The following is a 13,653-nucleotide window of genomic DNA, read 5'->3' as shown; positions in this document are numbered from 1 at the left end:
GGAAGCAGTATGTGACGACATTGCGCCTTGTTCCACATCACGGAATAGTTCTCAAAGTAAATCATTGCTAACCTTAATCAAAGATACTGAAGCGGCATGACCTTACCATGCGTCAACATGACCAGGCTGGGATTTTACCTCTGCACCACCTATTTTCTAGCCCGAACCGCAAAAAGCACGAACGAATTCAACACAAAGGATGACCATGGGGATTAATTTCAAGGATGCGCTGGGCGTGCACGCCGATGCGCTCGCGCTGCGTGCCGACCGCACACGCGTACTGGCCGCCAACATCGCCAATGAAAACACGCCCGGCTTCCAGGCCATGGACATGGATTTCGGCAGCGCCCTGCAGCAGTTGCAGGACAACGAAGCTGGCCTGCTGTCGACCGATGACGATGCCAGCGCCCTGTACCGCGTCCCCTATCACCCCAGCCGCGACGGCAATACCGTCGAAATCGGCGTCGAGCAGGCGGCGTTCTCGCAGAATGCCACCGACTTCCAGACCAGCCTGACTTTCGTCAACATGAAACTGAAGGGTCTGTCCAAGGCCATTTCCGGACAATAAGGATCAGCATGAGCTTCCAGGATATTTCCAAGATCGCCGGTTCGGCGATGGCGGCGCAAACCGTGCGCCTCAATACCATCGCCAGCAACCTGGCCAATGCCGATTCCGTGGCCGGTTCCGAAGGCGAAACCTACCGCGCGCGCAAGCCCGTATTTGCGGCCGTGATGGATGGCCCCGGTGCCAGCGGCGCCGGTGGAAGAGTGCAGGTGCTCGACGTGGTGCAAAGCGACGAGCCACTGCGCAAGGTGTATGAACCGGGCCACCCGATGGCCAATGCCGATGGCATGGTGTTCTACCCCAACGTCAATCAGGTGGCCGAAATGACCGACATGATGTCGGCGTCGCGCGCGTTTGAAACCAATGTCGAAGTTCTGGGCCGCATCAAGTCGATGCAGCAATCGCTCCTCAAATTAGGTGAAGCATAATCCATGGAAACCAATCTCTTTACAAACAACACCAGTGGCAGCAACAGCGGCAGCAATGCCGTCAAGTCGCAAAGCAATGCTACCCAGGATATGTTCACCAAATTGCTGGTGGCCCAGATCAAGAACCAGGATCCCCTCGCACCGACCGATCCGAGCCAGTTCGTCAATCAATTGACGCAGCAGGCGCAGACGGAAGCGATGCAAAATCTGTCGGCGCTGACCAGCGCCAATGCCAGCGTGCTGCAATCGATGCAGGTGCTGGCCCTGGGCGCGCAAGTGGGCTCCGAAGTGATGGTCAACAGCGAAACGGTCCAGCTCGACAAGAGCAAGGTCAGCGGCAGCATCGCGCTCGCGGCCGGCACCACCAAGACCACGGTGACCCTGAAAGGCATCGACGACAAGGAATACAAGATCGAACTGGGCGCCAAAGGTGCCGGCACGGTGCCGTTTACCATCGATCCCGTGGCCCTGGGCTTGCCTGCTGGCACCTATACCATGGCGGTGACGACCAGTGGCACCGAAAAACCGACGGTCGACATCGCAGGCAAGCTCAATAGCGTGCGCCTGTCGGCCGGCGGCAGCATGATTCTGAGCGTGTCGAACCTGGGCGAAGTCAACCCTGGCGCGATCACCGGTTTTAACGGTAAGACGGCCTGATCCGCCCTTCCCTTCGTTTCCTGAACACTAATCTCGTCCTTCACTAAAGGAAGTCAACATGAGTTTCGACATCGCCCTGTCCGGTATCCAGTCCATCAACCAACAGTTGAACAGCACCAGTAACAATATCGCCAACGCCGGCACCTACGGCTTCAAGAGCAGCCGCGCCAACTTTTCGGCCATGTACGCCGGTTCGCGCGCCACGGGCACGGAAATCGGCTCGCTGACGCAAAGCATGTCGCTCAATGGCGGCGTGCTGAACACGGGCCGCGCACTTGACGCGGCCATCGATGGCCGCGGCTATTTCGTCACGCGCGATGCGCAGAACACGATGACCTACAGCCGCGTCGGCATCTTTTCGGCCAGCAATGAAGGCAAGCTGATCGATGCGAATGGCCGTCTGGTGCAGGGCTATGCGGCCGTCAAGGGCAGCACCACGCTGGGCACCATGGGCGACATGCTCATTCCAACGGGCCAGATTCCCGCCGTGGCCTCGACCAAGCTGGCGTATGCCGCCAACATGTCGTCCGAATGGACCGTGAAAACGCCGCCGTTCAACAAGACCAACGAACTGAGCTACAACAGCGCCAAGTCCTCGATCGTCTACGATTCGCTGGGCGCCAAGCACTCGCTGGGCCAGTATTTCGTCAAGACGGCAACGGGCGTGGACGTGCACTACACCTTCGACAACGCCGATGTGACGCCGGTGACGAGCATGACCTTCGACACGAACGGCAAGCTGGTGACCGGCACGGGCGCCACGCCAGTGCTGCCGACGCCGCCTGGCGCGGCGGCGCTGTCGGTCGTCATCGACTACACGGGCACCACCCAGTTCGCCGGCGAAGCCACCACCTCGACCGACCGCGCCGACGGCTATGCCTCGGGCACCTACACGGGCGTGGAACTGGCCGATGACGGCTCCGTCGTGGCGAAATACACGAACGGCCAAAAGCAGAGCATCGGCGTGATCGCCCTGGCTACCTTCCCTGACGAAGGCGCATTGACGGCCGTCAACGATACCAGCTGGGTCGCCTCGACCACTTCCGGCACCGCCATGTATGACCGTCCGGGCGTCGGCATGGCCGGCAAACTGGTGACGAGCTCGCTGGAACAGTCGAACGTCGACATCACCTCCGAACTGGTGGGCCTGATGACGTCGCAGCGTAACTACCAGGCCAACTCGAAGGTCATCTCGACCGAGAACGCCATGCTGCAATCGCTGATGCAAGCGCTGTAATCCACGATACGCAAAGGTAAAGAGCAATGGATGCGCTGATTTATACCGCCATGAGCGGGGCCGACCGTGCCCTGCGGGCACAGCAGGTACACGCCAACAACCTGGCCAACATCGAAACGGGCGGCTTCCGCGCCAACCTGGAAGTGTCCACTGCCCAGCCGTTGCAAAACGGCTATGGCTACGACGACCGCCACATGACGCAAACGCAGTCGAGCGCCATCGGCACGCGCACGGGCGCCATCAAGGAAACGGGACGCGAGCTCGACGTGGCCGTCACGGGCCCCGGCTTTCTCGCGGTACAGTGGCAAAACGGCGAAGCCTACACGCGCGCCGGCGCCATGGACCTCGATGAAACGGGCGCGCTGACCATCAACGGTCGGCCCGTGCTGGGCGAAGGCGGTCCGATCACAATTCCCGAGCACACCAGCCTGTCGATCGGCGGCGATGGCACGATTTCCATCCAGGTGCCGGGCACTGCGCAAATGCAGACGGTCGACAAGCTCAAGCTGGTCAACGCCGAAGCGGGCGAGCTGACCAAGAACGAAGCGGGCCTGATCGTGGCGCGCGGCGGCGAAGACCTGCAAGCTGATCCGACGGTACGCATCCGCGACCGCCACCTGGAAGGCAGCAACGTCTCGGCCGTCGAGGAAATGGTCGCCACCATGAGCCTGAACCGCAGTTTCGAGATGCAGATGAAAGTTTTCAAGGCCAGCGATTCCATGACGGAATCGGGCAACCGCCTGCTGGGCGCTTAAGCCCAACGCCAATCTATTATTAGGAGCAATACATGAATCCAGCAATGTGGATCAGCAAGACCGGCGTGCAGGCACAAGATGCCAAACTGCAAGCCATCGCGAATAACCTGGCCAACGTCAATACGGTCGGCTTCAAGCGCGACCGCGTCGTCTTCGAAGACCTGTTTTACCAGGTCGAGCAGCAGCCGGGCACGCAGCGCGCCGACAACACCCTCTCGCCATCGGGCGTGCAGCTGGGTAACGGTACGCACATGGTCGGCACGCAAAAGGTGTTTACCACCGGCAGCCTGCAAACGACCAGCCGCGAATTCGACGTCGCCATCACCGGCAACGGCTTCCTGCAAGTGCTGCGCCCGAACGGCGAAGCGGCCTACACGCGCGCCGGCCAGTTGAGCCTGAATGAAAACGGCGTGATGGTCAACGCCCAGGGCTTGCCCCTGGTGCCGCAGATCACCGTGCCGAACAACGCCACGGCCATCACCATCGGTGAAAACGGCATGGTCACGGCCACCGTGCCGGGCAATGTCGCCGGTACCGAACTGGGCCAGCTGAACCTCTCCAGCTTCGTCAACCCGACCGGCCTGCTGGCACTCGGTGAAAACCTGTTCCAGGAAACGGCATCGAGCGGCACGCCGACGGAAGGCCGTCCCGGCGAAGGCGCCCTGGGCAAATTGAAGCAATTCGCGCTGGAAGGCTCGAACGTGCAAGTGGTCGAAGAGATGGTCGACATGATCGCTGCCCAGCGCACCTATGAAATGAATACCAAGGTGCTGTCGGCCGCCGACAATATGCTGCAATACCTGGCGCAAGCGGCACGTTGATGAAGGCCGCACTGAAAGCCGGAGCGGCCCTGCTGCTGGTCCTGGCGGCCGGTTGCGCCAGCCAGCCGGTGGCCCCTCTGGCGCCCAGCTTTTCCGATACGCCGCTGCCCGTGGCGCCGCGCAGCGCTGCGCGCGGCGGCGTGGCCGGCGGCGTCTTCAATCCCGATGCGGGCCTGGCCCTGACTTCCGACAGCCGCGCTTTCCGCGTCGGCGACGTCGTCACGGTGGCCCTGCAGGAAACCACGCAGGCGAGCAAGAAGGCGGGCACCTCGTTCAACAAGGGTTCGTCCGTCGGCGTGCAGGCGGCCAATATCCTTGGCAAGACCTTCCCCAAGACGGGCATCGACCTGTCTGCCGACCGCAACTTCGCCGGCGACTCGACCAGCACGCAGCAAAACGCGCTGTCCGGCGCCATCACGGTGATCGTGCAGGAAGTGCTGCCGAACGGCTTGCTGCGCGTGCAGGGCGAAAAAACCCTGACCCTGAACCAGGGCGAGGAATTCGTGCGCCTGCGCGGCTACCTGCGCGCGGCCGATATCGATTCCAACAACCAGGTGTCATCGTTGCGCATCGCCAATGCGCAGATCGCCTATTCCGGCCAGGGTACCCTGGCCGAAGCCAACAAACCAGGCTGGCTGACGCGTTTCTTCGTCGGCCCATGGATGCCGTTTTAAGGTGACCTCATGAAATTTCGTTCCGCCCTGCCCCTGGCAGCCATGCTCGCTGCGCTGTCCGGCTTTGCCCTGCCCGCCAGCGCCGCGCAAGTGCTGCGCAACCTGGTCAGCATCGAGGGCGTGCGCGACAACCCGCTGGTCGGCTACGGCCTCGTCGTGGGCCTGAACGGCAGCGGCGACACCACGCAGGTGAAGTTTTCCAGCCAGTCCGTGGTCAACATGCTCAAGCAGTTCGGCGTGAAAATGCCGGACGGCGCCGAATCGAAAAGCAAGAACGTCGCCACCGTCATGGTCAGCGCCGTGTTTCCTCCGGGATACCGCCGTGGCCAGGCCATCGACGTGACCGTATCGTCGCTGGGCGATGCGAAAAGCTTGCGCGGCGGCACTTTGCTGCTGACGCAATTGCGCGCGGCCGACAATGAAACGTATGCGCTGGCGCAAGGCAACGTCGTCGTCGGCGGCTTGAACGCCACCGGCAAGAGCGGCTCGTCCGTCACCGTCAACACGCCCACCTCGGGCCGCATTCCCAACGGCGGCAACATCGAGCGCGAAATCCTCAGTGATTTTTCGACCAAGCCGACCGTCACCCTGAATCTGCGCCACCCGCATTTCGAGACGGCCATCAATATCGTCGAAGCCGTCAACCGCCGCTTTGGCGCCGTCGCCACCACCAGCGACGCCACCAGCGTGGAAGTGCTGGCGCCGGAAAACCCGACCCAGCGCGTGGCCTTCATGGCCAAGCTCGAAGCCTTGAGCGTCGATGTCGGCGTCGATACGCCGAAAGTGGTCTTCAATTCGCGCACGGGCACCGTGGTCATCGCCGAAGGCTTGCGCGTGAAAGCGGCCGCCGTCACGCATGGCTCGCTCAAGGTCGTCATTTCCGAAAGCTCGGCCGTCAGCCAGCCGGCGCCGTTCGGCCGCGGCCAGACCACCGTCACGCCGCAATCCAAAGTATCCGTCGACCAGGGTAACGGCAATATGTTCAAATGGCCTGCCGGCGCCAAGCTGCAATCGATCATCGACGTGGTCAACAGCCTGGGCGCCTCGCCCGATGACATCATGGCAATTCTGCAAGCCCTCGACCAAGCGGGAGCCATCGAAGGCGAACTGGTGGTGATCTAACGTGCCCGTCAAAAAGCCCAGGACTACGTTGCACTGCCTCGTCGTACATTCGTACTGCCTTCGGCAATGCGCCTTGCCCTGAACATTTTGACGAACACTGAAAGCTGAATGGAAATGAATGTAAACGACAGCAGCAGCGCCCTGCCCTCGGCGCTCGACGACCGCTCCCCCGCCGCCGCCACGCCGGCCGATCCGCGCTACGCGGCCAAGGCCACCGAGGCGGCCGTCAAGTTCGAAGCGTTCTTCATCTCGCACATGCTGCGCCAGATGCGTTCGGGCACGCGCGAGATGGCGGGCGAAGACAGCGTCTTCAAGGATCCCATCAACAACGACATGCTGGAAATGGCCGACAACCTGGTGGCCGACAAGATGGCCGGCCAGCGCGCCTTCGGCATCGCCGACGCCATCCTGCGCCAGCTGCTGCCGGCGGCCAGCGCCCCCGTGGCAGCCAAAAGCACTGTCAAGACCGACAATATTGCAGCGCCGCTTAATAAATCCGTCTGAAGCGTCGCCTGTACAAGGTAACAACGATTCAATGCCTGCCCACCAGCACGCGCCACTCTCTTCACGAAAGAAACTTGCCCAATGAGCATCATCAGCAATGCATTGTCAGGCAGCATCGCCGCCCAGGCCGCACTCAATGCGGCCAGCCAGAACATCGCCAACCTGCAAACGGCGGGCTATACGCGCCAGGGCGTGCTGTTGTCCTCACTTGGTGCCGGCGTGGGCGTGCGCTCGGCCGGCAATGGGGTGGAAGTGTCCGCCCTGCTGCGCTTTGCCGATGCTTATAAAAGCCAGCAAATGTGGCGCGCCGCGTCCGACCAGGGCGCCCGTTCGCAGACCCAGCCTTACCTGACGCAGCTCGAGCGCGTGATGGGCGACGATGCTTCCAGCATCAGCAACGGCATCGACGGCTTTTTCGCCGCCCTCAACGCCTCGGCCGTCGACCCGACCTCGACGCCGCTGCGCCAGCAGATCGTCACCTCCGCCGACGCCATGGCGCAGCGCTTCAACAGCATCAGCACCGTCATGGGCAATCAGTTGCTGTCGGTGCAGCAGCAACGCGCAGCGATCGTGCCGCAAGTCAATACCACCCTGGCCAATATCGCCGCGCTGAACCAGCGCATCAGCACCTCCACCGCCGCCGGCACGAATGTGTCGTCTCTGATGGATGCGCGCGACCAGCTGATCGACGGCCTGGCCTCGCAAATGGGCATCGAGGTCCTCGACCAGCCGGACGGTTCGCGCAATATCGCGCTGAAGTCGGGCCAGCCGCTGGTCATCGGCAGCCTGGCCGGCACCATGAGCAGCAACATGACGAACACCGGCGAACAGACGCTGAGCCTTGATTTCGCCAAGTCCTCGTACAAGCTCGACCCGGTCGCCATCGGCGGGCAGATGGGCGGCCTGGGCGAGTTCGAGCAAAATACCCTGAAACCGCTGCAGCAGTCGCTGCAAGACATGGCCACCCAGTTAACCAACAAGGTCAACGCACAGCTGGCACTGGGCAAGACCATGGCCGGTACCCCAGGTGGCCCCCTGCTGGCCTACGCAAATGGCAAGCTGAGCATTACGCCCGGCTTCAACGCCAAGGACCTGGCCCTGTCGCTGACGGGCCAGGCCGGCGACAGCGGCAACTTGCAGAAATTGATCGAGATCAAGAATCAACCGATCACCGTCAGCTGGGTCGGTTCTGTCCTGATGAGCGACGCGGATACGCAACTGGTCGGCAAGCTGGGCATCTACAGCCAGCAGAACCAGGCCTTGCTGAAGACGGCCAACACGGTGCGCGCGCAAGCGATCGACGACTGGAAGTCCACCAGCGGCGTGAACAAGGATGAAGAAGCGATGAGCCTGGTCGAATTCCAGAATATGTATCAAGCAAACATGAAAGTCATTTCCGTGGCGAATAGCTTGTTTGACGCCACTTTGCAAATGATGGGTTAAGGAGAAGATCATGCGTGTCGCCAGTAGCCAGTACCAATCGCTGATCAATATTTCGCTTCAGCAAAATCAGGAACGCATCAACTTCCTGACCCAGCAAATGTCTTCCGGCTTGCGCATCCAGCTGCCATCGGACGATCCGATCGGCAACGTGCGCATTTCGCGCCTGACGCGCGAGCAAGCCATGGTCACGCAGTACCAGGACAATATCGCCACGGTGAAAGTGCGCCTGCTGAAGAATGAAAACTACCTGTCGAGCATGGTCACCGACATGGGTCAGGCGCGCGACCTGCTGGTATGGGCCGCCGACGGCAGCAATACGCCGGGCGACCTGAATGCGATGACGCAATCGCTGACGGCCATGCGCGACAGCGTGCTGTACACGGCCAACCTGAAAGACCAGGAAGGCCGCTACATGTTTTCCGGCACAGCGACCGACCAGCCCGCAATCAAATACGACCCGACGGCAGCCGCCGGCTCGCGCTACAGCTACATCGGCAACACCGACACGCAGACCGTGGTAGTGGGCAATGGCGTGACGCAGGCGGCCAACGTCGACGTGAAGAACCTGGAAGTGTGGCTCAACAAGATCGACCAGGTCATCACCACGCTCGGCACGCCGGGCGTCAACCCCAACGACCCGGCAGTGCGCGCCATCGTCAGCGACGGCCTGGGCGGCACCGATGATGGCATGGATTTGCTCTCTGGCAAGATCGCCATCTTCGGCGGCGCGCAAAACATCCTCACCACGCTGTCCGGCAACCTGGCCAATGTGTCGCTGTCGAACAATTCGGCCCTGCTGGACCTGAAAAAGACCGATATGGGCGCGGCGGCGATTGAACTGACCGGCTACCAGACGGCCCTGCAGGCAACCTATAAAGCCTACACCAAGGTTGGCACTATTTCCCTGTTTGATCTTCTCTGACCATCATGCAAATCGTTCAGACTTCCTCCTCTTCCGGCGTCAATGCCAAAGGCGCCGGCACAGCCCGCGTCGTCGATGACGCGTCCGCCGCAGTCAAAAGCAGTGCCAGCGCGCGCAGCGAGGCGCCGGCAGCGAGGAGTTCGACGGCGAGCCTGCAGCGTGGCCTGAGCAACTGGGATCACCAGCTGCAGGGGGAAATTTCTAACGCACAACAAACCCTGGACTACCTGGAACGCAGCAGCAGCCAGTTGCAAGCGCTGAAAAGCGAACTGGCGGCCAAGCTGGCCGCGCGCCAGGGACGCGAAGGGCAAGTCGAAGCCAGAGTACGCCAGTTCAGCAATACCTGGCGCCAGCGCGCCAGCGCCTCGGGCGGCACGCTCGATGCACAGCTCGGCTATACCAGCCCGCAGGCGGCACAGCAGAACTTCAGCATCCGTGGCCTGACCATGGCCAGCCTGCAGGAAGGCCCGCAGGAAGTGCTGGCCTTTTCCGTCGGCGGCGCGAGCCAGGCCTTGCGCTCGGTGAATATCGAACCTGGCCTGAGCGAGAACGAAATCGTCTCCCGCTTCGACCGCGCACTGATGCCGTCAGGCATAGGCGTCAAGCTGGGCGAGAATGGCGAACTGGTGTTCAGCACGTCGGAAGCGGCCTGGGCCAGCGTGCGCGACAGCCTGTCCGTGCGCGGCAGCGGCATCCGCTACCCGACCGGCCAGATGAGCCGTGTGCGCACGGATGCGGAGCCGGCCGCCATCGCCCCGGAAGAATGGAGTACCGGCGACGTGGAAGCCCTGCGCGCCACCTTGCAGCAAGTGGTGCAGGCGCTGGCGCAGTTGCAGGCGGCGCGCAGCTCCGTCAGCCTGGCCCTGGCGCAAGCGACGGGGCGGGTCGCCCGCGCGCAACCGGTGCAGCAAGTCAACGTCAGCATGGATACCTTGGCGGAAAACTTCACGGAAAAAGCCAGCCAGCCCGGCTATGAATCACTGCTGGCGATCAGCTCGGCGCTGGTCGGCATCAGCCGCGAGCGCGTCGTCGCGCTGCTGGGCCTGGAATAACCCCCTGCCGCGTGCGCTGACTTGGCGCACGCGGCAATAATGGGCCACACCCCCTAGCTCAGGACGGTGGAAATCCGTAAGATGCTGCTGTCGCTGGCGCTTTGTCCCATACGCCAGCGCATCCCGTCATCCACCTCCGGAGTTCCCTTGATAAAGACCGCCGCCCGGCTGATCAGCTACGCCCTGCTGGGCAAATCCGGCAAGCACCCCCTCGATATCGCCAAGGTGCGCAAGGTATTAATTTTGCGCAACGACAAGATCGGCGACATGATCGTCACCACGGCCCTGCTGCGCGAACTGAAGAAAAACTATCCGCACTGGCAGATCGACGTGGCCGCCAGCAGCGCCAACCGGGCGGTGCTCGCCGATAATCCGCATGTCGGCGAAATCCTCATCTGGGACAAGCAGCCGCTGCTGCGCGACTTGCGCACCACCATCGCCGAGCTGCGCCGACGCCGCTATGACGTCATCTTCAACCCCTACAACCGCTTTTCGATTCCCTTGCTGCTGCGCATCAAATGGCTGGGTGCGCGCTATTTGACGGGCTTTGCCATTCCCAAGTATGGCACTTCGACGGCGAATCTGGGCATGTTCGACCATACGGTGCCCTGCGACCGCAGCCGCCACATCCTGCACAGCTATTTCGCCACGTTCGGGCAATTTGAGCTGCGCGACATCGATATGCGCTATGAACTGTTCGGCGTCGATGCGCACGCGGCACGTGTCGACGCCGCCTGCGATACCCTGCTGCGCACGCATGAAGGCCTGTTTTGCCTGAATTTCCAGGGCAGCAATGCGCAACGCACGGTCAGCGTGGCCGATGCCCAGCGCTGCTGCGCGGCCCTGGCGGCGCGCTACCCGCGCCATGCGCTGCTGGTGATCGCCGCGCCGGGCACCGAGGCGCGCGCCGCCGAGATCGTGCGCGGCGCCGGCCATGCCAACGTGATGGCCGCGCCGCCCACCGGCCACATCCTTGAGCTGGCGGCCCTGATCCGCCGCTGCGAACTGGTGTTGTCGCCCGACACCTCGGTGATCCACATCGCCTCGGCGTATGACAGGAAGATCGTCGGCTACTACATTCGCACCGACAACTACCGCTGGTTCTATCCGGCCAGCCGCCATTACCGCGTGATCCTGGCGCCCGGCCTGACCCTGGCCACGGTCAGCGCCGCCGAGACCCTGGCCGCCGTGGAACAGCTGATGCAGGACGATGGGCAGGCGCAAGCGACGCTTCAAGCCGCCGGCTGAGCCGCCAGCAGGCCATCCATCTGCCCTGCCAGCAGCGCGCGGGAAAAGAAATATCCTTGCGCATAGTCGCAGCCGGCGGCGCGCAGCAAATCGCGCTGCGACGCCGTCTCCACGCCTTCGGCCACGACTTTCACTCCCAGTCGCTGCGCCAGTGCAATGATCGCCTCGCACAGGCCCAGCCCGGCATCGTCGCGTCCCAGTTCGCCGACCAGCGAACGGTCGATCTTGAGAAAGTCGATATCGGCCTTCTTGATGCATCCGAGCGATACCTGGCCGCTGCCGAAATCGTCGAGCGCCAGCGCCAGGCCCATGGCGCGGAACTGGCGCAGGCGGTCGCCCACCTGGCGCGCCTTGTCGAGCAGCACGGCTTCCGTTGTTTCGATGACGATGGCGCCCGGCGCCAGGCCCGCCCGCGCCAGGGCATTGCCCCAGTCCTGGTACAACGCGGCGTCGCAGCGGAATTCCACGGGCGACTTGTTGATACAGATCGGGAACGGGGCGCCATGCTCGCCCTGCCACTGGCGCGCCTGACGCACGACCTGCTGAAACACCCATTCGCCGATATCGATGATCAAGCCGTTTGCCTCGGCAAAGGCGATGAAATCGGCGGGCACGAGCAAGCCGCGCAGCGGATGGCGCCAGCGCAGCAGCGCCTCGGCCCGCTCGATCGTGCCATCGCACAGGCGGATGATGGGCTGGTAATGCACTTCGAACTGCTCCTGCGCCAGCGCCAGGCGCATCTCGCGCACCGTGGTGCGGCGCAGGTCGGCCGCCTGCTGCAAGGCCGGCGTGAAATAGCTGTAGCCGTTGCGCCCCGCGCTCTTGGCGGCATACATGGCCTGGTCGGCGTGCCGCAGCAAGGTTTCCGTTGCCTCGGCGTCGGCCGGATACAGCGCCACGCCCACGCTGGCCGACACTTGCGCCGTGTCGCCGTCGAGCACGAAAGGCAGGGCCAGCGCCGTCGTCAGTTCCTGCAGCACGCGTTCGATGCCGCCCAGGTGCCCCACGCCGGCCAGGATGACGGTGAACTCGTCGCCGCCCAGGCGCGCCACCGTGTCGGTGGCGCGCACGCGCTCGCTGATGCGCAGCGCCGCCTGGCGCAGCAGCATGTCGCCCTTCTCGTGGCCGAGACGGTCATTCACCTGCTTGAAATGGTCGAGGTCGATGAACAGCAGGGCCAGGCAACCGCCTTCGCGGCTGGCGTGGCGCGCCTCGTGCTGCAAGCGGTCGAGGAACATGTGGCGGTTCGGCAAGCCCGTCAAGGGATCGAAATTGGCTTGCCGCCAGATGCGCTCGGACGCGGCGCGCTGGGCCGTGATGTCGCTGACGAGCGCCAGCGCGCCCAGGTAGGTGCCGCTGGAATCGAAGATGGGATTGGTGGCCAGGGTGGCCCACAAGGTGCTGCCGTCACGCCGCAGGAACTTGAATTCGTGGCGCTCGGCGATGCCATCCTGGCGCCGCGCAATGTTGCGCTCCAGGATGGCGCGCCCCTCGTCATCCATGAAGGCGGCCAGCGGCTGGCCCAGCATATCCTCGATCTGGCAACCGAGCATGTGCGCCATCTTCGGATTGACAAAGCTGGTCAGCGCCTGCGCATCGATTTCCCAGATGCCCTCCTCGGCGCCGTGCACGATGCGCCGGAAGCGCTCTTCGCTGCGTTCGAGCGCAGCCAGCTTGCCCTCGGCCTGCTCCAGCACCAGGCGCAGCGCCTGGCCGTTCGGATCTGCGCTGCCCAGCAGGCTGACGGGCAAGCCCGCCTCGCGCGCGCCAGGGCGCAGCCGTACCTGCAGCTGGATGCGCTCGGGCTCGCTGCTATTGAGCACGCGCTGCACGAACTGCTCGAAATCGTGGCGGAACGCCTCGTGCACATACGAACGGAACAGCACGTGGCCAAGGCGCTCGCGCACCAGGCCGAACAATTCGGCCGCCACCAGGTTGACCTGCACGATCGCGCCATCGAGGCCGAGCACGAAATAGGCGACAGGCGCCAGCAGGTATAAATCGTTGAAATAGGCTTGCTCGCGTTCGGCCTTCACCCGTTCCGGACTGAAGACGCCATCGTCAAGCAGGGGCGCGGCATGCCCCAACACGCCGTCATGGCTGTGCTGGGAGGAATCCGGATCAGGTACCGCGAGCGGTGGTATGTCCATGGCTATCCTTTGCACCGCCGCCCTGGCAACCAGGTGGGTGCAGTTGCAAGACTAGCATGCGCCACGCGCAGTGTC

General features: G+C 63.1%; 14 protein-coding genes. 13 read left to right on the top strand and 1 reads right to left on the bottom strand.

Annotation, left to right across the window (positions count from 1 at the left end; all coding sequences use genetic code 11):
• Positions 1 to 205 precede the first annotated feature (205 nt).
• From flgB to O3297_RS04295, 13 genes are all read left to right on the top strand, one after another.
• Positions 206 to 568 carry a flagellar basal body rod protein FlgB gene (gene flgB / locus O3297_RS04355; protein WP_034758109.1) on the top strand — a complete coding sequence of 121 codons (363 nt, stop codon included), beginning with the start codon at positions 206 to 208 and terminating at the stop codon, positions 566 to 568.
• A gap of 8 nt (positions 569 to 576) precedes the next feature.
• Entirely contained in the window at positions 577 to 993 is a 417-nt protein-coding gene (gene flgC, locus O3297_RS04350) for a flagellar basal body rod protein FlgC (RefSeq protein WP_034757795.1), read from the top strand.
• Positions 994 to 996: 3 nt separating this feature from the next.
• A complete protein-coding gene (locus tag O3297_RS04345; RefSeq protein WP_070253631.1) occupies positions 997 to 1,650 on the top strand; it encodes a flagellar hook capping FlgD N-terminal domain-containing protein in 654 nt (217 codons plus the stop codon).
• A gap of 58 nt (positions 1,651 to 1,708) precedes the next feature.
• Positions 1,709 to 2,887, top strand: a complete 1,179-nt coding sequence (locus O3297_RS04340; protein WP_034787837.1) for a flagellar hook protein FlgE — start codon at positions 1,709 to 1,711, stop codon at positions 2,885 to 2,887.
• 26 nt (positions 2,888 to 2,913) lie between these two features.
• Positions 2,914 to 3,642: a flagellar basal body rod protein FlgF gene (locus tag O3297_RS04335; RefSeq protein ID WP_034787834.1), complete on the top strand. Its 729-nt coding sequence runs from the start codon at positions 2,914 to 2,916 to the stop codon at positions 3,640 to 3,642.
• A gap of 32 nt (positions 3,643 to 3,674) precedes the next feature.
• Positions 3,675 to 4,463 carry a flagellar basal-body rod protein FlgG gene (gene flgG, locus O3297_RS04330; protein WP_170846442.1) on the top strand — a complete coding sequence of 263 codons (789 nt, stop codon included), beginning with the start codon at positions 3,675 to 3,677 and terminating at the stop codon, positions 4,461 to 4,463.
• A complete protein-coding gene (gene flgH, locus O3297_RS04325; protein ID WP_034787828.1) occupies positions 4,463 to 5,137 on the top strand; it encodes a flagellar basal body L-ring protein FlgH in 675 nt (224 codons plus the stop codon). The genes flgG and flgH overlap by 1 nt, the downstream gene beginning before the upstream one ends.
• Positions 5,138 to 5,146: 9 nt before the next feature.
• Positions 5,147 to 6,259 (top strand): flagellar basal body P-ring protein FlgI, encoded by a 1,113-nt coding sequence (locus O3297_RS04320; protein ID WP_034787825.1) that lies wholly within the window; start codon positions 5,147 to 5,149, stop codon positions 6,257 to 6,259.
• Between the two features lie 108 nt (positions 6,260 to 6,367).
• Positions 6,368 to 6,763, top strand: coding sequence for a flagellar biosynthesis protein FlgJ (locus tag O3297_RS04315; protein WP_370385382.1), 396 nt, complete (start codon positions 6,368 to 6,370; stop codon positions 6,761 to 6,763).
• Positions 6,764 to 6,844: 81 nt separating this feature from the next.
• Entirely contained in the window at positions 6,845 to 8,206 is a 1,362-nt protein-coding gene (gene flgK, locus O3297_RS04310) for a flagellar hook-associated protein FlgK (RefSeq protein WP_092610836.1), read from the top strand.
• 10 nt (positions 8,207 to 8,216) lie between these two features.
• Positions 8,217 to 9,128: a flagellar hook-associated protein FlgL gene (flgL, locus tag O3297_RS04305; protein ID WP_099387433.1), complete on the top strand. Its 912-nt coding sequence runs from the start codon at positions 8,217 to 8,219 to the stop codon at positions 9,126 to 9,128.
• A 5-nt stretch (positions 9,129 to 9,133) separates the two neighbouring features.
• Entirely contained in the window at positions 9,134 to 10,180 is a 1,047-nt protein-coding gene (locus O3297_RS04300) for a hypothetical protein (RefSeq protein WP_034787803.1), read from the top strand.
• Between the two features lie 147 nt (positions 10,181 to 10,327).
• Positions 10,328 to 11,428: a glycosyltransferase family 9 protein gene (locus tag O3297_RS04295; protein WP_170846441.1), complete on the top strand. Its 1,101-nt coding sequence runs from the start codon at positions 10,328 to 10,330 to the stop codon at positions 11,426 to 11,428.
• On the opposite strand, the gene O3297_RS04290 is transcribed toward O3297_RS04295, so the two are convergent.
• Positions 11,413 to 13,578: a bifunctional diguanylate cyclase/phosphodiesterase gene (locus O3297_RS04290; RefSeq protein ID WP_170846440.1), complete on the bottom strand. Its 2,166-nt coding sequence runs from the start codon at positions 13,576 to 13,578 to the stop codon at positions 11,413 to 11,415. The genes O3297_RS04295 and O3297_RS04290 overlap by 16 nt on opposite strands.
• Between the last annotated feature and the right edge of the window lie 75 nt (positions 13,579 to 13,653).

Source organism: Janthinobacterium sp. SUN128 (genome assembly GCF_030587275.1).
Taxonomy (GTDB): domain Bacteria; phylum Pseudomonadota; class Gammaproteobacteria; order Burkholderiales; family Burkholderiaceae_D; genus Janthinobacterium; species Janthinobacterium lividum.
The sequence above is the reverse complement of the archived record's forward strand: the minus strand, read 5'-3'. Positions and strand labels throughout refer to the sequence as shown.

Bases quoted from the DNA above. Each gene is read 5' to 3' on its own strand.
- O3297_RS04340 (WP_034787837.1), top strand. From the start codon at position 1,709: ATGAGTTTCGACATCGCCCTGTCCGGTATCCAGTCCATCAACCAACAG.
- flgB (WP_034758109.1), top strand. From the start codon at position 206: ATGGGGATTAATTTCAAGGATGCGCTGGGCGTGCACGCCGATGCGCTC.
- flgK (WP_092610836.1), top strand. From the start codon at position 6,845: ATGAGCATCATCAGCAATGCATTGTCAGGCAGCATCGCCGCCCAGGCC.
- O3297_RS04335 (WP_034787834.1), top strand. From the start codon at position 2,914: ATGGATGCGCTGATTTATACCGCCATGAGCGGGGCCGACCGTGCCCTG.
- flgH (WP_034787828.1), top strand. From the start codon at position 4,463: ATGAAGGCCGCACTGAAAGCCGGAGCGGCCCTGCTGCTGGTCCTGGCG.
- flgC (WP_034757795.1), top strand. From the start codon at position 577: ATGAGCTTCCAGGATATTTCCAAGATCGCCGGTTCGGCGATGGCGGCG.
- O3297_RS04300 (WP_034787803.1), top strand. From the start codon at position 9,134: ATGCAAATCGTTCAGACTTCCTCCTCTTCCGGCGTCAATGCCAAAGGC.
- O3297_RS04290 (WP_170846440.1), bottom strand. From the start codon at position 13,578: ATGGACATACCACCGCTCGCGGTACCTGATCCGGATTCCTCCCAGCAC.
- O3297_RS04345 (WP_070253631.1), top strand. From the start codon at position 997: ATGGAAACCAATCTCTTTACAAACAACACCAGTGGCAGCAACAGCGGC.
- O3297_RS04320 (WP_034787825.1), top strand. From the start codon at position 5,147: ATGAAATTTCGTTCCGCCCTGCCCCTGGCAGCCATGCTCGCTGCGCTG.
- flgL (WP_099387433.1), top strand. From the start codon at position 8,217: ATGCGTGTCGCCAGTAGCCAGTACCAATCGCTGATCAATATTTCGCTT.
- flgG (WP_170846442.1), top strand. From the start codon at position 3,675: ATGAATCCAGCAATGTGGATCAGCAAGACCGGCGTGCAGGCACAAGAT.
- O3297_RS04315 (WP_370385382.1), top strand. From the start codon at position 6,368: ATGGAAATGAATGTAAACGACAGCAGCAGCGCCCTGCCCTCGGCGCTC.